Annotated in this window: 14 protein-coding genes; 12 read left to right on the top strand and 2 right to left on the bottom strand. The window is 70.0% G+C overall.

Features of this window, described 5'->3' with window-relative positions; genetic code table 11:
- The first annotated feature begins 310 nt into the window (after positions 1 to 310).
- Genes wecB through HEP73_RS18170 form a run of 11 tightly spaced genes read left to right on the top strand, consistent with a single transcriptional unit; the run spans position 311 to position 16,033 of the window.
- Entirely contained in the window at positions 311 to 1,495 is a 1,185-nt protein-coding gene (gene wecB, locus HEP73_RS18220) for a non-hydrolyzing UDP-N-acetylglucosamine 2-epimerase (RefSeq protein ID WP_185821011.1), read from the top strand.
- The gene (locus HEP73_RS18215; RefSeq protein ID WP_185821010.1) at positions 1,492 to 3,711 is read left to right on the top strand and encodes a hypothetical protein; all 2,220 of its coding nucleotides are present in this window, start codon (positions 1,492 to 1,494) and stop codon (positions 3,709 to 3,711) included. Before wecB ends, HEP73_RS18215 begins: the two co-directional genes overlap by 4 nt.
- A gap of 6 nt (positions 3,712 to 3,717) precedes the next feature.
- A complete protein-coding gene (locus HEP73_RS18210; protein ID WP_185821009.1) occupies positions 3,718 to 5,856 on the top strand; it encodes a glycosyl transferase family protein in 2,139 nt (712 codons plus the stop codon).
- Between the two features lie 4 nt (positions 5,857 to 5,860).
- A complete protein-coding gene (locus HEP73_RS18205) occupies positions 5,861 to 8,695 on the top strand; it encodes an NfrA family protein (protein WP_185821008.1) in 2,835 nt (944 codons plus the stop codon).
- Positions 8,696 to 8,745: 50 nt separating this feature from the next.
- Complete coding sequence (locus HEP73_RS18200) at positions 8,746 to 9,744, top strand: alginate O-acetyltransferase AlgX-related protein (protein WP_185821007.1); 999 nt, start codon at positions 8,746 to 8,748, stop codon at positions 9,742 to 9,744.
- A 3-nt stretch (positions 9,745 to 9,747) separates the two neighbouring features.
- Positions 9,748 to 10,872 carry an alginate O-acetyltransferase AlgX-related protein gene (locus HEP73_RS18195; protein WP_255423547.1) on the top strand — a complete coding sequence of 375 codons (1,125 nt, stop codon included), beginning with the start codon at positions 9,748 to 9,750 and terminating at the stop codon, positions 10,870 to 10,872.
- A gap of 13 nt (positions 10,873 to 10,885) precedes the next feature.
- Positions 10,886 to 12,466, top strand: coding sequence for an MBOAT family O-acyltransferase (locus HEP73_RS18190; protein WP_185821006.1), 1,581 nt, complete (start codon positions 10,886 to 10,888; stop codon positions 12,464 to 12,466).
- Positions 12,467 to 12,479: 13 nt separating this feature from the next.
- Complete coding sequence (locus HEP73_RS18185) at positions 12,480 to 12,710, top strand: acyl carrier protein (RefSeq protein WP_185813941.1); 231 nt, start codon at positions 12,480 to 12,482, stop codon at positions 12,708 to 12,710.
- A gap of 27 nt (positions 12,711 to 12,737) precedes the next feature.
- Positions 12,738 to 14,219, top strand: a complete 1,482-nt coding sequence (locus HEP73_RS18180) for an AMP-binding protein (protein WP_185821005.1) — start codon at positions 12,738 to 12,740, stop codon at positions 14,217 to 14,219.
- Positions 14,216 to 14,896 (top strand): alginate O-acetyltransferase AlgF, encoded by a 681-nt coding sequence (locus HEP73_RS18175; protein ID WP_185821004.1) that lies wholly within the window; start codon positions 14,216 to 14,218, stop codon positions 14,894 to 14,896. Before HEP73_RS18180 ends, HEP73_RS18175 begins: the two co-directional genes overlap by 4 nt.
- A gap of 3 nt (positions 14,897 to 14,899) precedes the next feature.
- On the top strand, positions 14,900 to 16,033 hold the full coding sequence (locus tag HEP73_RS18170; RefSeq protein WP_185821003.1) for an acyl-CoA dehydrogenase family protein: 1,134 nt from the start codon (positions 14,900 to 14,902) through the stop codon (positions 16,031 to 16,033).
- Positions 16,034 to 16,051: 18 nt separating this feature from the next.
- Here the strand turns inward: HEP73_RS18170 and HEP73_RS18165 are convergent, their stop codons facing one another.
- Complete coding sequence (locus HEP73_RS18165) at positions 16,052 to 17,068, bottom strand: DUF4434 domain-containing protein (RefSeq protein WP_185821002.1); 1,017 nt, start codon at positions 17,066 to 17,068, stop codon at positions 16,052 to 16,054.
- Between the two features lie 385 nt (positions 17,069 to 17,453).
- Here HEP73_RS18165 and def point away from each other — a divergent pair, with 385 nt between their 5' ends.
- Positions 17,454 to 17,969 carry a peptide deformylase gene (gene def / locus HEP73_RS18160; protein ID WP_185821001.1) on the top strand — a complete coding sequence of 172 codons (516 nt, stop codon included), beginning with the start codon at positions 17,454 to 17,456 and terminating at the stop codon, positions 17,967 to 17,969.
- Positions 17,970 to 18,155: 186 nt separating this feature from the next.
- On the opposite strand, the gene ettA is transcribed toward def, so the two are convergent.
- Positions 18,156 to 19,817, bottom strand: coding sequence for an energy-dependent translational throttle protein EttA (ettA, locus tag HEP73_RS18155; protein WP_185813935.1), 1,662 nt, complete (start codon positions 19,815 to 19,817; stop codon positions 18,156 to 18,158).
- Positions 19,818 to 19,840 lie beyond the last annotated feature (23 nt).

Below are 19,840 nucleotides of genomic sequence, written 5' to 3'. Positions count from 1 at the left end.
CCGGCGCGATTGGCGGGGCCGATATCGCGCTGCGCCGCACCATTCAAGCGGTTGTGCAGCGACGGTGAGGCGGCGGAACGCGGCGCCGCCGGCGGCGCACGCACCTGTGCGACGCCAGCGCGAGGCTGGCGATACGCCCTGCAAATTCAAGCTTTCACCCACGCAGGACGGAGGCCAAGCGCCCTGCTGCGCTTGGCGATGCGCCGCATCAGGCTGACCATCGTCTTGTAGTCCGCACGATTTGTACACACCAGTTCGCACATCTTGTGTGACGATGGTCACTATTAGTTAGTGACCAATGGAGTGGTTGGTGAAGGTTCTTTGCGTTTTTGGTACGCGCCCCGAGGCGATCAAGATGGGGCCGCTGGTCCGCGCGCTGCACGCCGCGCCGGACATCGATCCCCTGGTCTGCATCACCGGACAGCATCGGGCGATGCTGGATCAGGTGATGGCGTTGTTCGCGATCCAGCCGGATCACGACCTCGATGTGATGGTGGCCGACCAGACCCTCAACGGCCTGTGCTCGCGGCTGCTCGCCAAACTCGATGCCCTGTACGCGCAGCTGCAGCCGGACCGCGTGCTGGTGCACGGCGATACCAGCACCGCGATGAGCGCCGCGCTCGCCGCGTTCCATCGGCGCATTCCGGTCGGCCATGTCGAAGCGGGCCTGCGTACCGGCAATCTGCAGCAGCCGTGGCCGGAAGAAATGAACCGGCGGGTGATCGACGTGGTCGCCGACCATCTGTTCGCGCCCACCGCCAGCGCGCGCGGCAACCTGCAGCGCGAACAGCTGTCCGGCCGCATCAGCGTCACCGGCAACACGGTGATCGATGCGCTGCAACTGACCGTGGAGCGGCTCGAGCGCGATGCCGCGCTGCGCGCGACGGTGGATGCGCAGTTCCCGTTCCTGGATCCGCGGCGCAAGTTGCTGCTGGTCACCGGGCATCGCCGCGAAAGCTTCGGCGACGGCTTCGCCAACATCTGCCGTGCGCTGGCCGAACTGGCGCAGCGCAAGGACCTGCAGATCGTCTACCCGGTGCATCTGAATCCGAACGTGCAGGGTCCGGTCCACGCGCAGCTGGGCGGGCTGGACAACGTGCACCTGATCGCGCCGCAGGACTACCTCGCCTTCGTGCGGCTGATGCAGCGCGCGCACGTGGTGCTGACCGATTCCGGTGGCGTGCAGGAAGAAGCGCCGGCGCTGGGCCGGCCGGTGCTGGTGATGCGCGAGGTCACCGAGCGCCCCGAGGCGGTCCAGGCCGGCGTGGTGACCCTGGTCGGCACCGATCCGGCGCGGATCGTGGCCGCGGTCGCCGCGGCCTGCGACCTGCCGGCGCGGCCCGCGCGGTTCCTGCCCCACGCCAGCCCCTACGGCGATGGCCGCGCAGCGGCGCGGATCGTGGCCGCGCTGCGCGGCCAGCCCTTCGACAGTTTCGTGCCCGGCCGTGCCGCGGCGGTGTCCCACCTCCCTCTTTTTTCAGAATCGATGCCATGACCCAGACCCGCCGTCCTACCGCACGCTTTCCCCTGGTCTTGCCGCTGGCCCTGGTCTTGGCGACCGCGCTGCCGCCTGCCGCTGCCGCCGACTCCGTCGCCGGCCAGTTCGGCGAGTGGGCCGGCGCCACCACGGTCACCCGCTCGATGACCCTGCGCGAACTCGGCTTCAAGCAGCCGCTGGTGCTCAGCGGCCAGGAAAGCCAGCGCGAGATCTACCTGCCGGTGCCGGCCGGCGTGGCGACCCGCGATGCGCAACTGCAGGTCGATGCGCGCTACGTGCGCGGGCACACCGGGCGCAGTTCCAGCCTGCTGTCGATCGACGGCGATCCGGTGTCGGCGCGTTCGATCACCGATGCCCAGGGCGATCTCAGCCAGCGCATCGGCATCGACGGCTTCGCCCGCGCCAACGGCTTCGTGCGCTTCGGCGTGGGCTGGTGGTCGGTGGTCTCCGAGTACGAGTGCGCCGACCAGAGCGCGCCGGCCAACGTGCTGCGGCTGTCGCCGGAGTCGCGCTTCAGCTACCGCTTCGACGGCCGCGCGATCGACACCGTGGCCAAGGCCTGGGGCGCGTTGCCGGCCACCGTGCGGCTGCTGGTGGAGGGCCGCGCCACCAGCGTGCAGAGCTACGACACCGCCTGGCGCGTGGGCACGGCGCTGGAGAACGGCGGCAAGCGCGTCGACGTGGTCGCGCTGCCGGCAGTGGGCGCGAGCGTGGACCTGCGCGGGCTGGCGATCCCGGCCAGCCTGGCCGGCATCCCAGCCTACGCGGCCTTGTCCGATGGCAGCGCCAGCCACCGCATCGGCAGCCTGGCCGAAGTCGGCGCGCTGCTGTCGCTCGGCGATGGCGGTCCGCTCGCGGTCGACGTGGCGGTGCTGAGCGATCCGTTGCGCGCCGGCGTGCGCGCCGCGCTGGATGCGCTAGGTACCCAGGTCGCCAGCGCCGCGCCGGACGCGGCCGGCGCGTTCGCCGCGTGGCGCAAGGCCGACATGGCCGGGTTCGAACAGCCGGCCGGCACCGCATCGGTGCAGGTGGCGCTGCTCGGCGGGCATCCGACCCTGCTGGTCGCCAGCGGCGCCGGTGCCAAGGTTGCCGGTCTGTTGACCCAGCAATGGCGCGCCTATGCGCAGGGCCGTGCGCTGCTGGTCAGCACGGCGTTGCTGCCGCCAGCCGACAAGGATGTGGTGCTGCTCGGCCGCCTCGGCGACATGGCCGGGACCCTGGACATCGTCTCGCGCGGCGACCGCACCGCGAACTTCGACCTGGGCGCGCTGTCCAGCGAGGGGCGCCTGCCGAGCGAAGTGGTGGTGGACGTCAGCGCGGCGCCGAACCCGGCCGGGCAGGGCGCGGTCGCTTCGATCTTCTTCAACGACTATCTGCTGGGCGCCAAGGTGCTGGCCGCCGACGGCAAGCCGCAGCGGCTGGTCGCCAAGGTGCCGAGCTACGCGCTGGCCGCGCGCAACCAGGTGCGGATCAGCTTCCTGCGCCAGCCGGCGCGTCCGTACTGCCACGATCCGGCCACCGGCTACCCGGTGTCGGTGCTGCCCAGCAGCCATATCCGTCTTGCCGAACGCAGCCTCGCCGCCGATTTCGTCGGCGCGGCCTCGCAACTGGCCGGCGCGCACGAGGTGTTCGTGCCCAGCGCCTGGCTGCAGGACGCACCGGCGTCGCTGGCCAAGGTGATCCATCTCGCCGGCGCGACCGGTGCCTCGCCGATGCAGGCCGCGCTCAAGGTCGGCGATGCCAAGACCGCGATCGCGCCGACCGGTCCCTACCTCAGCTTCGTGCTGGCGCCGCAGGGGCTGGCGCAGAGCGGGGCGGTGCGCGACGGCAAGCTGGTGGTGTCCGGCCCGGGCAAGCTGGTGCTGCTGGATCTGGCCGGGCTCGACCGCGCCGCCCTGGTCGAAGTGGTCGGCAGCGGCGCCAACACCGGAGTGATCTACCGCGAGCTGGGCACGCAGGGACCGCAGATCGCCGAACCGTTCCGGCTGATCCGCGGCAACCTGGCGCTGCTGGATGCCAGCGGCGTGGTGCAGGATTTCGACGGCCAGGACCCGACCGGCGCGCGCATGGCCGAGCAGAGCAATCCGGAGCCGCTGTGGCAGCAGCACATGGTGTGGCTGGTGGTGTTGGTGGGGGTGATCGCGTTCATGCTGCTGGCCGCCCGCGTGGTGCAGGTCCGTCGCCGCCGCCGCTCCGCGCAGAGCGGGAACTGATCGCACGTGGATAGCCTGTACTGGAACATCCACCTGGCCAACTACTACGCCTTCCTGGAGACGGCGGCGGTGGTGGTCGCGGTGGTGATCCTGATCTCCAGTCTCGACGACCTGTTCATCGATGCCTGGTACTGGGTGCGCGAAATCTGGCGCAGCGTGGTCGTCAAGCAACGCAGCGAATACCGGCCGTTGACCCAGCAGGACCTGCTGCAGCGCCCGGAACAGACCCTGGCGATCATGGTGCCGGCCTGGGCCGAGTTCGACGTGATCGGGCAGATGGTCGAGAACATGATCGACGTGCTCGATTACCACGACTACATGGTCTTCGTCGGCACCTATCCCAACGACGAGCAGACCATCGCCGAAGTGGAGCGCATGCGCCGCCGCTACAAGCGCATGCGCCGCATCGAGGTGCCGCACGACGGCCCGACCAGCAAGGCCGACTGCCTGAACTGGCTGGTGCTGGCGATCTTCGAGTACGAGAAGCAGAACGACATCGAGTTCGCCGGCGTGGTCCTGCACGACAGCGAAGACGTGCTGCACCCGATGGAGCTGCGCTTCTTCAACTACCTGCTGCCGCGCAAGGACATGATCCAGTTGCCGGTGACCTCGCTGGACCGCGAGTGGTACGAGCTGGTGGCCGGCGTGTACATGGACGAATTCGCCGAATGGCACGCCAAGGACCTGGTGGTGCGCGAAAGCGTGTCCGGCATGGTGCCGTCGGCCGGCGTCGGCACCTGTTTCTCGCGCAAGGCGCTGCTGGCGCTGAGCCAGGCCAGCGACAACCAGCCGTTCAACACCGACAGCCTGACCGAGGATTACGACGTCGGCGCACGCCTGGCGGCGATGGGCATGCACTCGATCTTCGCGCGCTTCCCGGTGCAGTTCCGCGTGCGCCGCCCGTCGTGGTTCGGCTGGGGCCCGGTGCGCGAGCGCACCCTGCACATGGCGCTGTGCGTGCGCGAATACTTCCCCGACAACTTCCGCGCCTCGTACCGGCAGAAGGCGCGCTGGGTGCTGGGCATCGGCCTGCAGAGTTGGGAAACGCTGGGCTGGCGCGGTTCGCTGGCGACCAAGTACCTGCTCGCGCGCGACCGCAAGGGCATCGTCACCTCGTTCGTCAGCGTCTTCGCCTATCTGATCTTCCTGCAACTGCTGCTGTTCTGGCTGCTCAAGATCGCCGGCGCGTGGGACACCCAGTTCCCGACCATCTTCCAGCGCGGCACCTGGCAGATGAACGTGGCGCTGCTGACCACCGCCGCGCTGGCCACACGAGTGGCGCAGCGCTTCTACTTCGTCAACCGCCTGTACGGCTGGGAACACGCGCTGATGTCGATCCCGCGCATGGTGGTCGGCAACATGATCAACTTCATGGCCACCGCGCGCGCCTGGCGCCTGTTCCTGCTGTACCTGCTGTTCGGCAAGCGCATGGTGTGGGACAAGACCATGCACGATTTCCCCAGCGCCGCGCAGCTGGTGCATACGCGCAGGCGCCTGGGCGAACTGCTCACAACCTGGGAAGCGGTCGAGCCCGAGCGCCTGGTGCAGGCGCTGCGGCAGCAGGAGGGCGGGCGCCAGCAACCGCTGGGACGGATCCTGGTGGCGCAGGGCTGGCTGGACGACGAAACCCTGGCCGAAGCCATCGCCTTCCAGGGCGACCTGCCGCGCGCGGCGATCGACGTGGCGTATCTGCAGGCCGGGCGGTTCCCGTTGTCGGTGCAGGCCTGCGTGCAATGGCGGCTGCTGCCGCTGCCGTCGGACACGCCCGGCGAAGTGGCGGTCGCGGTCTCCAATGCGCTGTCCGAAGAAGAGCAGGCGCGGCTGCTGCACGATCTGGACGCGAGCGTGCTCAGGCAGGCGATCGCGCGCGAAAGCGAAATCAACGCCGGCCTGCGTCTGATCAGCGGCGAAAGTTACCGCGTCGACGCGGTGCCGCTGCTGGGCGATCTGCTGGTGGAACTGCGTCTGATCGCGCGCGACCAGTTCGAACGCGTGCTGGACGAATACCGGCCGCAACGCGACGGTCGCATCGGCGATCACCTGGTGAAGCAAGGCGTCGCCACCCAGGCGGCGATCGCCGCCGCCGTGCGCGAGCAGCATCGCCGTGCGGCCAATCCCCTCAGTACAGCGTTGGCGGAGAGCTGAGCGCATGAGAATCAGCCTGCTCTCCGGCGTGATCGCACTGAGCCTGCTCGGCCTGGGCAGCGTCACCGCGCACGCGCAGCAACTGCCGCTGGCCGGCGCCGCCTACCGCATCGCCGAGGATGCCTACGCGTCTTATGCCCGCGGCGATTACCCGCAGGCCAGCCGCCAGGCCGCCGAAGCGGCGTGGCTGCGCCCGGACGTGGTGCGCCTGCGCCTGTTGCAGATCTACGCGCTGCAGAAGCTGGGCCGCGGCGACGAAGCGCGCGCGCAGGCACGCCGTGCGCTGGCCGATGGGCTGCAGGATCCGGCATTGCCGCACTTGGCGGCCAGCGCGAACGCGGCACCCGCCACGGCGGCGGCTGCGCGCGCCGGCGGCGCACCCGCGCCACGCGCCACTGCGCATCCGAGCGCGGCCGAGCAGGCCTACCGGCGCGCGTTCGCGCTCGCCACCGAGGCCTACGACGCCTACAACAACGATCGCATGGCCGAGGCCGCGGACAAGGCCGAACAGGCCTTCCGCCAGCAGCCGCAGCAGGGCGCCTGGGCGGTGCTGTGGGTGGCCGCGCTGGAGGCCCGGCAGCAGTTCGAACAGGCAGAGGCCGCCGCCGCCGCGGCGATCCAGCTGGGCGCGCCGAATGTCGCCGACCTGCAGGCCAAGCGCGTGGCGCTGGGCCGCCAGCGCGCGGTCAGGCCGGCACAGCAGGGCTACCAGGCGTTGATCGAACAGGACTTCGCCACCGCCGCCGGGTACGCCCGGCAAGCGGTGGCGTATGCGCCGGACGTGGCCTCGCATCGCCTGCTGCTGATGACCGCGCAACTGCTGGACGGGCAACTGCCCGCCGCCGAGGCCACCGCCGACGCGGCGCTGGACAACGACAGCGAAGACACCGTGGCGCTGGTGATGCGCGCGTATCTGCGCCAGCGCCAGTTGCATACCGACCAGGCCAATGCCGATTTCGACGCGGCCCTGCGCCAGGACTGGCTGGATCCGCAGCAGCAGCGCAACGTGCGCCTGCTGGCGGTGGATGCGGCGATCGCCGCGGGCGATCGTGCACGTGGCGCGCGCCTGCTGCAGCCGTTGCAGGCCGATCCGCTGGCCGGCGCGGACGAGACTGCGCGCAAGCAGCTCGGCCAGGCCATCGCCCAGCGCGAGAAGGCGCTGCGCAGCGCGCGCCCGGCGCCGTCGCTGACCCTGGCAATGTACCCGGCACCGTTCCAGCAATGCCGCGATACGCCCTACGGCACCCAGTGCGAACTGACGCCGGCCGACCTGCAGGGCACCGGCAGCGCCGCGCAGCGCGCCTACGCCGCCTACGGACGGCGCGATTACCAGGAGGCCATCCGCGAAGCGCAGCGCGCGCTGCAGGAGAGCCCGGACAACGCCAGCCTGCAGAACCTGCTCACCACCGCGCTGGCCGCCGGCGACCGCGAGCAACGCGCGCAGGCGCGGCAGCGCCTGGACAGCGCCTTGGGCCAGCGCCCGGCCGATGCCGGGCTGCTGATGCAACGCGGCTACCTGCAGCAGCGCGAAGGGCAACCGGCGCAGGCGCTCGACGATTTCCGCGCGGCCGAGGCCACCGGCAAGGCACCGCCCAGCGTGGTGCTGGACCAGGCCTATGCCAGCGCCGCCAACGGCGACAACGCGCAGGCGGTGGCGCTGCTGCGCAGCGCGATCGACCGCGCCGACCAGGGTGCGTTGCCGCTGGACAAGGCGCAGCGCTACAACACGCGCAGTTCGATCGCCAACCTCGGGCGCGAGTGGGGCATCACCGCCTCGGCCGGCTACCGCGGCGCGCGCCAGGCCGCGAGCAACCTGGGCGGCACGGCGATCAGCACCCCCGGCGATTCGGTGTTCAGCACCCTGGAGGCGTTCTGGCGGCCCGCGGCGCTCAACAACCGCCATGGCACGCTGGAAGCGTATGCGCGCGCGGCCAACACGCTTTACGACGAGGGCGGCACGTTCGAATCCGTGCGCGCCGTGGACCCGTGCACCGGCGAAGCCACCGAGGACGCGCGCGCCCGCGCCGAGCGTTTGAGCCGCTCGCGTTCGAGCGCCGGCTGGCCCTCCACCGTCGGATCGTTCGGCGTGCGCTACGCGTTCGGCCGCACCGGCCTGAGCGCCGGCATCGAGCGCCGCCAGTTCCTCGGCAGCGGCACCCGCAGCGGCGGCGTCTATCCGGACGCGGCCGCGATCCAGTGCCGCATCCAGCGCGACTCCAACCAGCCGCAGCAGATCAACACGCTGGCGCGCTATCGCCTGGACGACCATGCCGGCGGCTGGATGTCGTACCTGACCTACGGCTTCTATCACGGCACCGGCGTGCGCACCGACGTCAACCAGTGGTGGACGCTGAGCGGCTATGCGCAGGCCGGCTACAGCTGGGACGACAACCGCGCGCGCTTCAGCGTGGATCGGCTCGACGCCACCGGCGCGCCGGTGGAAACCCTGCTCGACTCCGATGGCCGCCTGCACCGCACGCAAGCCTTCGCCGCCGCGGAACTGCGTGCCGGCCGCAGCTACCGGTTCGGCGCCGAGCAGACCCGCTGGGTGCTCAATCCTTATCTGGTGGTGGCCGCGGACTGGCTCGACCAGCGCTCGCGGGTCAGCGGCATCGACTACCCGCTGATCGGCGAGCAGTCGTTCGCCCTGTCCGACACCGATCGCAGCTGGTCGCTGGGCGCCGGCCCCGGCCTCGGCGTGCGCTACTGGTTCCGCGAGGACCGCTACAACGCGGCGCGCTCCTCGCTGGACCTGAGCGTGCAGTACCGCTTCGCATTAGGTGGCGGCGATTCCCAGCGCGCCAAGGGCCTGTTCGCCACCGCCACCTTCAATTACTGACACCTGCCGAAAGAACCGCCATGACCGATGCCGTCGCCCCGATTGTTCCCATGCGTACGCGTGCCCTGTGGCTGGGCCTGCTGTGCGCGTTCGCCGCTGTGCCGGCGCTTGCCCAGGCTCCGGCTCCGGCCGCCGCCTCCGCCGCCGCGCAGGATTCCTCGATCGTGCTGGTCGGCAAGGACGGCTGGTTGTTCCCTGCCTGGGGCAGCCTGACCGAGGTCGATGGCGCGGCGATCGAGCGCAACACCGCGTTGATCGCCGAAGCCCGCACCGCGCTGGCCGCGGCCGGCGTCGAGCTGGACGTGCTGGTGTTGCCGGACAAGGCGCTGTTCTACGAGGACAAGCTGCCCGACGGCAAGCGCATGAGCGATGCGGTGCGCGGGCGCTATGCGCTGATTCACGATGGCCTGGGCAAGGCGCAGGTGCCGGCGGTGGATGCGCTGCAGGTGCTGCGCCAGGTCAAGCAGGGCGGGCAGGAGGTGTTCTATCGCAGCGACCAGCACTGGACCCAGCCGGCGGCCGACGCGGTGGCGGTGGCGGTGGCCGCGCAGGTCCGCCAGCGGGTGCCGCGGCTGCGGGGCCAGGACGGCACCGGCATGGCCCTGGGCAGCGAGATCACCGAGCGCCGCTTCGGCGATCTGGCCGAACTGTTCCTGACCGATGCGCAGCGCAAGGCGATCGGCCGCGACACCTTCACCGTGCGCCGCCAGTCCGAGCAGCAGACCCTGCTGGACGACGCGCCGGCGCCGCTGCATGTCACCGGGCACAGCATGGTGCAGCCGTATTTCGGCTTCCCGCAGAAACTGTCCAACCTGCTCGATCGCCCGGTCTCGGTGAACTGGAAGCCCGGCAACGTCGGTCCCTGGGCGATGCTGCTGGAATACCTGGAATCGCCCGAGTTCCAGAAGGCCAGGCCGCAGGTGCTGGTGTGGCAGATGTTCGAGCCGTCCTATGCGCAGGGCCCGGATGCGCGCGGGCAGTGGGACAACGCCTCGATCATGAGTGCGGCGCAGTGGCAGGCGCGCCTGCACAAGGCCGTGGGAAAGTAGCCGATGCCTGCACGTCCCGGCGCGCCTGCGCCCCTGCCGCCGGCCGCGCCGGCGCGTGCGCATGTGACCACCGCTGCGGTGGTGATGGTGCTGCTTGTCGCCGGGCTGCTGTCAGGAGGCTGGCTGCTGGGCCGCGCGCCGCTGCCGGCGGCGTCGCTGGCGCCGGCGCGCTGGAGCGATGGCGCGGCCGGCCGTGCGATCGATGCGGCGTTGCAGTTGCCGTTGCAGGCGCGCGCCGATCTGGTCGGCGCGGCGTTGCGCTATCGGCTGCTCGGCGATGCGGGGCCGCAGGTCGCGCTGGGTTGCCCGGGCTGGTTGTTCTACCGCGATGGTCTGCGTCCGCCGGCGGCGGCCGGCGCAGCGGTGTTCGCGCAGCGCGTGCGGCTGATGCGGCATTGGTCGCGGCAGTTGCAGGCGCAGGGCGTGCAGCTGTTGGTGGTGGTGGTGCCGGACAAGTCGCGGATCGAGCAGGCGCACACCTGCGGCCTGGGCTATTCGGCGCCGATGCGCGCGCGGCTGGGGCAATGGCAACAGGCGCTGGCCGCCGCGGGCGTGGCCTCAACCGACCTGCTGCCGGTGCTGCAGGCCGGCGACGCGCCGGTGTTCTTCCGCACCGACGTGCACATGAACCGGATCGGCGCGCAGCGTGCCGCCGACGCGGTGGCCGCCTCCGCGCTGCCGCTGCTCGGCGGGCGCGGCGGGCAGGCCTTCGCGGTCGCTGCGCCCGGCGCGCCGACGCCGCGGATGGGCGACCTGATCGTGCTGGCCGGCCTGGAGCACGCACCGCCGGCCTGGCGCCCGGCGCTGGATCGCGAACCGGAGCAGAGCATCGCACCGCTGCGCGGTGGCGGTCTGCTCGACGACACGCCACCGGTGGAGGTGCTGCTGCTGGGTAGCTCCAACGGGCGCCGCAGCCTGTTCGGCGAGCGCCTGGGCAATGCCCTGGGCCGCGAAGTGTGGAACCAGAGCCTGGACGGCGGCCAGTTCTCCGGCGCGCTGCTGGCGGCCTGGCCGCAGCGCGCGCAATGGCCGCCGAGCCTGAAGCTGGTGATCTGGGAATTCTCCGAAATGGCCCTGTCCTTGCCGCTGACCGATGGCGAGCAGGCGGCATTGGCCGGGATCGACTGAGCGCCGACCGACGATGCTGTTCAACTCCTTCCTGTTCCTGCTGCTGTTCCTGCCGATCGCGCTGAGCGTGCACTACCTGCTCGGTGCGCTGCAGCCGCGCCTGGCCGCGCTGTGGCTGTGCGTGGCCTCGATCGTGTTCTACGGCTGGTGGAACCCGCAGTTCGTGGTGCTGCTGCTCGGCTCGATCGCGTTCAACTACCTGGTCAGCCTGAGCGTGCTGGCATTGGCCCGGCGGCCGCGGCTGCAACTGCTGGTCGTCGCGCTGGGCGTGGCCGCCGACCTGGCGCTGCTGGTGCACTACAAGTACGTCGCGGCGATGGTCACCTTCGTGCACGGCCTGGGCGTGGACATCGGCCCGATGGATGCGTTGATCCTGCCGCTGGGCATTTCCTTCTTCACCTTCACCCAGATCGGCTACCTGCTCGACTGCCGCGCCGGCCTGGTCAACGACCGCAGCCCGCTCAGCTACGTGTTGTTCGTGACCTTCTTCCCGCACCTGATCGCCGGCCCCATTCTCCACCACAAGGAAATGATGCCGCAGTTCAGCAGGCGCGAGACCTACCGCTTCCACGCCGACAACCTGTCGGTCGGCGGCATGCTGTTCGTGATCGGCCTGGCCAAGAAGGTGCTGCTGGCCGACAGCATCGCGCCGTACGCCGACGCCGGTTTCGCCAGCACCGGCGAGCTGCAGTTGTGGGGCGCCTGGGCCACCGCGCTGAGCTACGCGCTGCAGCTGTACTTCGATTTCTCCGGCTACTCGGACATGGCGCTGGGGCTGGCGCGGATGTTCGGCATCCGCTTCCCGCTCAACTTCAACTCGCCGTACAAGGCGATCAGCGTGATCGAGTTCTGGTCGCGCTGGCACATGACCCTGACCCGCTACATCACCGCCTACCTGTACTACCCGGTGGCGATGGCGGTGACCCGCTGGCGCAGCCGCCACGGGCGCGCCAGCGGCCCGGGCGCGGTGGCGTCGGCGGGCGGCTTCGCGTCGTTGATCGTGCTGCCCACGGTGTGGGCGATGGGCCTGGCCGGGATCTGGCACGGCGCCGGCCTGCAGTTTCTGATCTTCGGCCTGCTGCATGCCGCCTACCTGGCGATCAACCATGCCTGGCGCATCTTCGTCGTCGGCCGCAAACCGGCGGCGCTGCGCACGCCCAGGCCACTGCAGCATGCGGGCTATCTGGTGCTGACCTTCGCCGCGGTGCTGGTGGCGCAGGCCTTCTTCCGCGCCGACGGGGTGGGCGATGCCTGGCGATTGGTGCAGGGCATGGCCGGGCTGCGCGGAGTGGAAGGCCTGCACGGGCTCGGCCTTGTCGCCGGCATGGACGTGGGCGATGCCTGGCGCCTGCTGATCGGCCACCACCTGCAGGCGCTCTACGTCGCGGCGTTGCTGGCGATCGTGTGGCTGGCGCCGAATGCGCACCAGATCATGGGCGTGTACTCGCCCGCGCTGGCCAAGCCGAGCCCGGCGCCGCGCGCGTGGATGCGCTGGCAGCCGAACCTGCCGTGGTTGCTGGCCATGCTGTCGCTGCTCGCGCTGTGCCTGTCGAGCCTGCACAAGGCATCGCGTTTTCTCTATTTCCAGTTCTGACAAGGTGAACCCCATGGACATGCAGACCCTCCAGACCCAGCTCGGCGACATCGTCGAGAGCGTGATCGGCACCCGCGTGCAGCCCGACGAGTACATGGAATCGCTGTTCGATTCGATGTCCAAGGTGCAGCTGATGGTCGAGGTCAAGGACCGCCTCGGCGTGACCCTGCCGATCGACGAGATCGATACGCTGGTCGAATCGGTGCAGGTGCTGGCCGAGTACGTGGCCGCGCACCGGCGTTGAGCGCGGACCGCGCAAGGAGCTGCACGCATGCGCTTTGATTTCGACCGCTGCCGCTTCGTCGAGCGCGACCATGGCGCGCAGGCGCCGGCGTTGCACGCTGCCGACGGCGTGCTGGACTGGGCAGGGTTGGAGCTGGCCACGCAGGACTGGATCGCCCGCGCGCAGCGCGCTGGCGTGCGGCCGGGCCATGCGCTGGTGATCTGGGGCCACAAGCAGGCCGCCTTCGTGGTGGCCATGCTCGGCTGCCTGCAACTGGGCGTGACCTATGTGCCGGTGGACACGATCAATCCGCCGGCGCGGCTGCAGCGCATCGTCGCGCTGGTGCATGCCGCCGCGGTCTACGACGCCGCCACCGATGCGTTCGGCCCCGGTGCCGATGCCGCGCGCGCGCTGGCGGTGCCGGACCTGGCCTACATCATGTTCACCTCCGGCAGCACCGGCGATCCCAAGGGCGTGCAGATCGGCCGCGACAGCGTGGCGCTGTTCGCCGGCTGGATCCGCGACTGCCTGGCGCTGGGGCCGGCGCCGGCGCCGGCGTTCCTCAACCAGATGCTGTTCAACTTCGATTTCTCGCTGTTCGACCTGTGCGGCGCGCTCGGCCTGGGCGGGTGTTGCGTGCTGTGCCCGCGCGAGGTGATCGCCGACAGCGAACGTTTCGTCGATCGCCTGCGCCAGTCCGAGGTGGCGGTGTGGGCGTCCACACCGTCGTTCGTGCGCCAGCAACTGCTCAACCCACGCTTCGCTGCCGAACACCTGCCCGCATTGCAGGTGTTCGTGTTCGGCGCCGAGTCGCTGACCCCGCGCGTGGCCGAAGAGCTGTGGGCGCGCTTCCCGCAGGCGCGCATCGTCAACTCCTATGGCCCGACCGAAGCGACCTGTTCCACCACCTGGGTGGAGATCGATCCAGCACTGCGCGCGGCCGCGCCCAACCCGTTCCCGATCGGCGTGGCCAAGCCCTATGCCGAGGTGTTCCTCGACGCCGGCGAGATCTGCATGGCCGGCGACCACGTGATGCGCGGCTATCTGGATCGTCCCGACCTCGACCAGGGCGTGCTGTTCAACCATCACGGCAAACGTGCCTACCGCAGCGGCGACCTGGGCGATGTCGATGCGCAGGGCCGGCTGTACTTCCGCGGGCGCAGGGACGACCAGATCAAGCTCAACGGCTACCGCATCGAACTGGCGGAAGTGGATGCGGCGCTGTCGACCCTGGACGGTGTGGTCGCCGGTGCCGCGGTGGTGCTGCGCCGGCCCGATGGCAGCCTGATGCGGATGATCGGCTTCGTCGAACTGGCGGCAGCGGGCGCCGGTGCGGTACAGCCGCTGCCGGACGCACTGCAGGACTGGAAGCAGCAACTCGGCCGCCGCGTGCCGGCCTACATGATTCCCTCCGAACTGATCGCCGTGGACGCGTTGCCGACTGGCAACAGCGACAAGGTCGATCGCAAACAACTGGAGCAGCGCTATGCCATGGCGCGCACGCTCCGCAGCCAGGAAACGCCACGATGAAACTGATGCTCGCATTGCTCGCCGCCACCGCACTCGCGCCACTGGCCGCCAACGCCCAACAGGACGCCGCGGAAGGCCGCCTCGCGCAGCTGTACGCCGCGCGCCCGCCGGCCGGCTCGGCGTTCGTGCGCGTGCTCAACCCGGGCAACGCCGCGCTCGAGGTCGGCATCGGCAACGGCGCCGCACAGCGCATCGGTCCGGCCACCCGCGCCACCCGCTACGCCATCATCGAAGGCGGCAAGCCGTTCGCGCTGCGCGTGGCCGGCAAGGCCCGCGAGCAGGCGCAGGTCGCCGCCGGCAGTTTCACCACACTGGTGCTGGACCCGGCTACGCCGTCGCGGCCGCTGGCGGTGCTGGCCGATGGCGGCGGCAGCAGCGATGCGCTCAAGGCCGAGATCCGCTTCTACAACCTGGCCAGCGGCTGCAGCCAGGCGCGGCTGGCGATCGCCGACAACGGCGCGGTGGTGTTCCCGGCCGTCGCCGCGGGCGCCAGCGGCGCGCGTGCGATCAACCCGGTCAAGGCGCGCCTGGTGGCCGCGTGCGGCAGCAAGGACAGCGCGCCGCTGGCGCTGCCGTCGCTGCAGCCCGGCGACCACTACAGCCTGTTCCTGAGCGGCAGCGCCAGCGCGCCGGTGCTGCAGGGCCAGCTCAGCGGCACCGATCCGGTCGGCCGCTGAGCCATGCGCGAGCGTCCCGTGTTCCGCGAAGACCACACGCTGTTCCGCGCCCAGGTGCGGCGTTTCATCGACAGCCAGATCGCCCCGCACTACGCGCAGTGGGAGCGCGACGGCATCACCCCGCGCGCGCTGTGGCGTGCGGCCGGCGCGGCCGGCCTGCTCAACTGCCAACTGCCCGAGCCCTACGGCCTGGGCGGCGATGCCGGGCATGCGGCCTGCGTGATCGAGGAACTGGCGCGGGCCAATTTCCTCGGCATCGGCTTCTCGATCCATTCGGACATGGTCGCGCCGTACCTGATGCAGTACGGCAGCGACGCGGTGCGCGACGCATGGTTGCCGAAGATGGCGCGCGGCGAGGCGATCGGCGCGATCGCGATGACCGAACCCGGCGCCGGCAGCGACCTCAAGGCGATCCGCACCCGCGCCGTGCGCCAGGGCGAGCACTACCTGCTCAACGGCCAGAAGACCTGGATCACCAACGGCAGCAACGCCGACGTGGCGGTGGTGGTGGCGACCGTGGCGCCGGAACTGGGCGCGCGCGGCTTGACCCTGTTCTGCGTCGAGACCGCGCTGCCCGGCGTCACCCGCGGCGCGCCGATGGCCAAGATCGGCCAGCACGCGCAAGACACCAGCGAGCTGTTCTTCCAGGACGTGGCGGTGCCGGTCTCGCACCTGCTCGGCGAGGAACAGCGCGGCTTCGATTATCTCGGCGAACAACTGGCCGCCGAACGCCTGGCGATCGCGCTGCGCGCGGCCGCCTCGGCCGAAGGCATGCTCGACCAGACCCTGGCCTACGTGCGCCAGCGCAAGGCCTTCGGCCGCCACCTGATCGACCACCAGAACACCCGCTTCGTGCTCGCCGACGCGGCGTCGCGGCTGGCGATGCTGCGCAGTTTCCTCGACCAGTGCCTGGACGCGCACATGCAGGGCCGGTTGCAGGCGACCACCGCGGCGATGGCCAAGCTCAACGCCACCGAGATCCAGGGTCAGGTGCTGGACGCGCTGCTGCAAATGCATGGCGGCTACGGCTACAGCAGCGAGTACGGTATCGGCCGCGCCTGGGCCGATGCGCGCGCGCTGCGCATCTTCGGCGGCACCAGCGAGATCCTGCGCGACATCATCGGCCGCGCCCTGTAGCAGGCGCGCGCCGGGCGGCTACTGGCGCCCGGCGCGCCACTGCCGGCGCAGCGCCTGCGCGCGCGGCGAGTCCTGCGACAACCAAGGATCCAGCGCGAACGCGAAGATGCCGGCGGCGCCGCTGCGCTGCGCCCACGCCAGCTGCTTCTGGATGCGTGCGGCATCGGCGGTCTGCGCCTGGAAGTGGCTGCCGTCGGCGGCCGAGCTAGGCAATTCCTCGAACAGCTCGACCACCACGTCGAAGGCGACCTGGCGCGCGCGCAGCGCCGCCAGCAGCGGATTCACCCCGTCCAGGTTGTCCAGCCCGGCGACGCCGACGCCGTCCTGCACCATCGGCCGCAGCATCACCTGGTCGAGGATGCGGTTCCACAGTTGCGGCAGCGAACCGTTGGTCTGCAGCCGGCTGAAATATGTGGAGATCGCGCTGACCTTTTCGGTGCCGGCGCTGGCCGCAGCGCACAGCGCGGCCAGCCAGCCGCACAGCCGCTGCTGCCGCGCGTCCTGCGCCCAGTGGAACTGCTCCAGTTCGTACGGCAGGTACCAGCCGTCGAAGTTGGCCTGCCTGCTCCACGGCGCGCCCTGCAGATAGGCGCGTGCGTGGTCCAGGGTCAGTGACAGGAACGCATCCAGCGTGGCCAGGTCCTGCGTCTGCAGCGCCTTCCACCAACCGCTGTGATACGGCAGGCCGACCCGCACCTGCAGGCCGGCGGCGGCGGCGGTGGAGAAGATCAGCTGCAGCGTGCTGTCCGGCAGGGTCCAGTCCGCATCGCCGCCGCCGCCGTACAGCCCGGCCCACTGCACCACGATCTGCCGGCAGCCCAGGCGCTGGGCGAGCGCCATGTGCTGTTGCCAGTCCTGCGCACCCAGCTCCAGGTGGCTGCGCCACGGCTGGATGAAGCTGCCGTCGAACCGCGGCGGCGTCGCACAGCCCGGCAACATGCCCACTGCGCACGCAGCGGGAACCAGCACGGCCAGACGCAGCAGGTCGCGCCGGCTGGGCGAGAAGGAAGCGGATCCAAAGCGATCGTTGTGCATTGCTTGCGCGCGGCGGAGTCCAGGTCGTTGTTCTACAGCATCGCCACGAAAGAGCGCGTCGCATCGTCTCCGCGATGCGGCGTGTCTGACGCCGCAAAAACGCCGCTGCAGATGGATTTTGCAGCGGCGCGCGGCGCCGGCCTGAGTCCGGCTCGATGAGGCGGCAGGCACGCCGGCCAGGAAAGGCCGCCAGATGACGGCCGACACCACCGGCAGCCGCCGCTGCAAAGCACTTGCGAATGGCCGGCCGGGCGCACTGCAGGAGGGGCTTCAGCCCCGACCGCATCCGCCGCCGGGACTACCCTCGGTGACGCTGACGCGACCAGCTGCAAGCGCGCGCCAGTCGTCGGATAATCGGCGCGGCACTCGGGCACAGGAGTAGGGCATGATCCGCGACATCATCCGCATGGGCGACCAGCGCCTGCTGCGCATCGCGCAGCCGGTCGACAATTTCGGCAGCGCACAGTTGCACGCCTTGGTCGCCGACATGTTCGAGACCATGGACGCCGCGCGCGGCGTCGGCCTGGCCGCGCCGCAGATCGCGGTGGACCTGCAGCTGATGGTGTTCGGCTTCGACAGCAATGCGCGCTACCCCGATGCGCCGGCGGTGCCGCGCACTGCGCTGGCCAACGTGCAGATCGAGCCGCTGTCCGACGAACTGGAAGACGGCTGGGAAGGCTGCCTGTCCATTCCCGGGCTGCGCGCGGTGATTCCGCGCTACCGGCAGATCCGCTACCGCGGCCTGGACCCGGACGGCAACGCGGTGGTGTGCGAGGCCGAGGGCTTCCATGCGCGGGTCGTGCAGCACGAGCACGACCACCTGATCGGCCGGCTGTACCCGTCGCGGATCCGCGACTTCGGCAAGTTCGGCTTCGAGGACGTGCTGTCCTACGAGCTGTAGGGCTTTGGCCGGGGCTTCGCCCCTGTAGGAGCGGCTTCAGCCGCGACATGTCCTTGCCGAAGGTGCCTGTCGCGGCTGAAGCCGCTCCTACAGGTCAAGGCGGCCGAGAGAACACGAGCGCCGAAATGCACACGGCCCGCTGTCAGGCGGGCCGTGGCAAGGTGCATCTGCGCGTTCCGCGCCCGCTTACTTCAGCGCCTTGAAACGCAACCGCTTCGGACCGGCGTCGTCGCCCATGCGCCGCCGCTTGTCGATCTCGTACTCGCGGTAGTTGCCCTGGAAGAACTCCACGTGCGAGTTGCCTTCGAACGCCAGGATGTGGGTCGCGATGCGATCCAGGAACCAGCGGTCATGCGAGATCACGAAGGTGTTGCCGGGGAACTCCAGCAGCGCGTCTTCCAGTGCGCGCAGCGTCTCGATGTCCAGATCGTTGGACGGTTCGTCGAGCAGCAGCACGTTGCCGCCCTGCAGCAGGGTCTTGGCCATGTGCAGACGGCCGCGTTCGCCGCCGGACAGGCTGCCGACCAGCTTCTGCTGGTCCTGACCCTTGAAGTTGAAGCGGCCCAGGTAGGCGCGCGACTGGATTTCCACGCCGTTGATGTTGAGGATGTCCAGGCCGCCGGAGACTTCCTGGAACACGTTGTGGTTGCCTTCCAGCTTGTCGCGGCTCTGGTCCACGTAGGCCAGCTTCACCGTCGGCCCGAGCACCATCTCGCCCGAGTCCGGTTTTTCCATGCCGATGATCATCTTGAACAGCGTCGACTTGCCGGCGCCGTTGGGGCCGATGATGCCGACGATGGCGCCGGACGGCACCAGGAAGCTGAGGTCGTCGATCAGCAGGCGGTCGCCGAACTTCTTGGTGACGTGCTTGAACTCGAGCACCGCGTTGCCCAGGCGCTCGCCCGGCGGAATGAAGATCTCGTTGGTCTCGTTGCGGCGCTGGTAATCGACCGACTGCAGTTCTTCCAGCCGCGCCAGACGCGCCTTGCCCTTGGTGCGGCCGCCCTTGGCGTTCTGCCGCGACCATTCCAGTTCCTTCTGGATCGCCTTCTGCCGCGATTTCTCCTGGTTGTCTTCCTGCTTCAGGCGCTCTTCCTTCTGCATCAGCCAGTCGGTGTAGTTGCCCTTCCACGGAATGCCGCGGCCGCGGTCCAGTTCCAGGATCCATTCGGCGGCGTTGTCGAGGAAGTAGCGATCGTGGGTCACCGCCACCACGGTGCCGGTGTAGCGCGCCAGGAACTGCTCCAGCCATTCCACCGACTCGGCGTCCAAGTGGTTGGTCGGTTCGTCGAGCAGCAGCATGTCCGGCTTCTGCAGCAGCAGCCGGCACAGCGCCACGCGGCGCTTCTCGCCGCCCGACAGCGGGCCGATCACCGCGTCCCACGGCGGCAGGCGCAGCGCGTCGGCGGCGATCTCCAGTTGCTGCTCGACCATGTGCGCATCGCCTGCAGCCAGGATCGCCTCCAGCCGCTGCTGCTCGGCAGCGAGCTTGTCGAAGTCGGCCCCTTCCTCGGCATAGGCCTCGTAGATCTTGTCCAGCGCGGCCTGCGCCTGCAGCACTTCGCCGACGCCTTCCTCGACCGCTTCGCGCACGGTCTTGGCCGGGTCCAGCTCCGGCTCCTGCGCCAGGTAGCCGACCTTGATGCCCGGCTGCGGGCGCGCTTCGCCGCTGAAATCGGTGTCCACGCCGGCCATGATCTTCAGCACGGTGGACTTGCCGGCGCCGTTGAGGCCGAGCAGGCCGATCTTGGCGCCCGGGAAGAACGACAGCGAGATGTCCTTGATGATCTGGCGCTTCGGCGGCACCGTCTTGCTGACGCCGTTCATGGTGTAGATGTATTGCGACATGGGGTCTCCGGAAGGCGCAGGAC

The organism is Xanthomonas sp. GW (assembly GCF_014236815.1).
GTDB lineage: Bacteria > Pseudomonadota > Gammaproteobacteria > Xanthomonadales > Xanthomonadaceae > Xanthomonas_A.
Note: the sequence above shows the minus strand (reverse complement) of the source record. Positions and strands in the feature narration are given on the sequence as shown.

Coding starts and splice junctions, on each gene's coding strand:
- HEP73_RS18200 (WP_185821007.1), top strand. CDS start 8,746: ATGCGTACGCGTGCCCTGTGGCTGGGCCTGCTGTGCGCGTTCGCCGCT.
- HEP73_RS18185 (WP_185813941.1), top strand. CDS start 12,480: ATGGACATGCAGACCCTCCAGACCCAGCTCGGCGACATCGTCGAGAGC.
- HEP73_RS18170 (WP_185821003.1), top strand. CDS start 14,900: ATGCGCGAGCGTCCCGTGTTCCGCGAAGACCACACGCTGTTCCGCGCC.
- HEP73_RS18190 (WP_185821006.1), top strand. CDS start 10,886: ATGCTGTTCAACTCCTTCCTGTTCCTGCTGCTGTTCCTGCCGATCGCG.
- def (WP_185821001.1), top strand. CDS start 17,454: ATGATCCGCGACATCATCCGCATGGGCGACCAGCGCCTGCTGCGCATC.
- HEP73_RS18195 (WP_255423547.1), top strand. CDS start 9,748: ATGCCTGCACGTCCCGGCGCGCCTGCGCCCCTGCCGCCGGCCGCGCCG.
- HEP73_RS18215 (WP_185821010.1), top strand. CDS start 1,492: ATGACCCAGACCCGCCGTCCTACCGCACGCTTTCCCCTGGTCTTGCCG.
- HEP73_RS18175 (WP_185821004.1), top strand. CDS start 14,216: ATGAAACTGATGCTCGCATTGCTCGCCGCCACCGCACTCGCGCCACTG.
- ettA (WP_185813935.1), bottom strand. CDS start 19,817: ATGTCGCAATACATCTACACCATGAACGGCGTCAGCAAGACGGTGCCG.
- HEP73_RS18180 (WP_185821005.1), top strand. CDS start 12,738: ATGCGCTTTGATTTCGACCGCTGCCGCTTCGTCGAGCGCGACCATGGC.
- HEP73_RS18205 (WP_185821008.1), top strand. CDS start 5,861: ATGAGAATCAGCCTGCTCTCCGGCGTGATCGCACTGAGCCTGCTCGGC.
- HEP73_RS18165 (WP_185821002.1), bottom strand. CDS start 17,068: ATGCACAACGATCGCTTTGGATCCGCTTCCTTCTCGCCCAGCCGGCGC.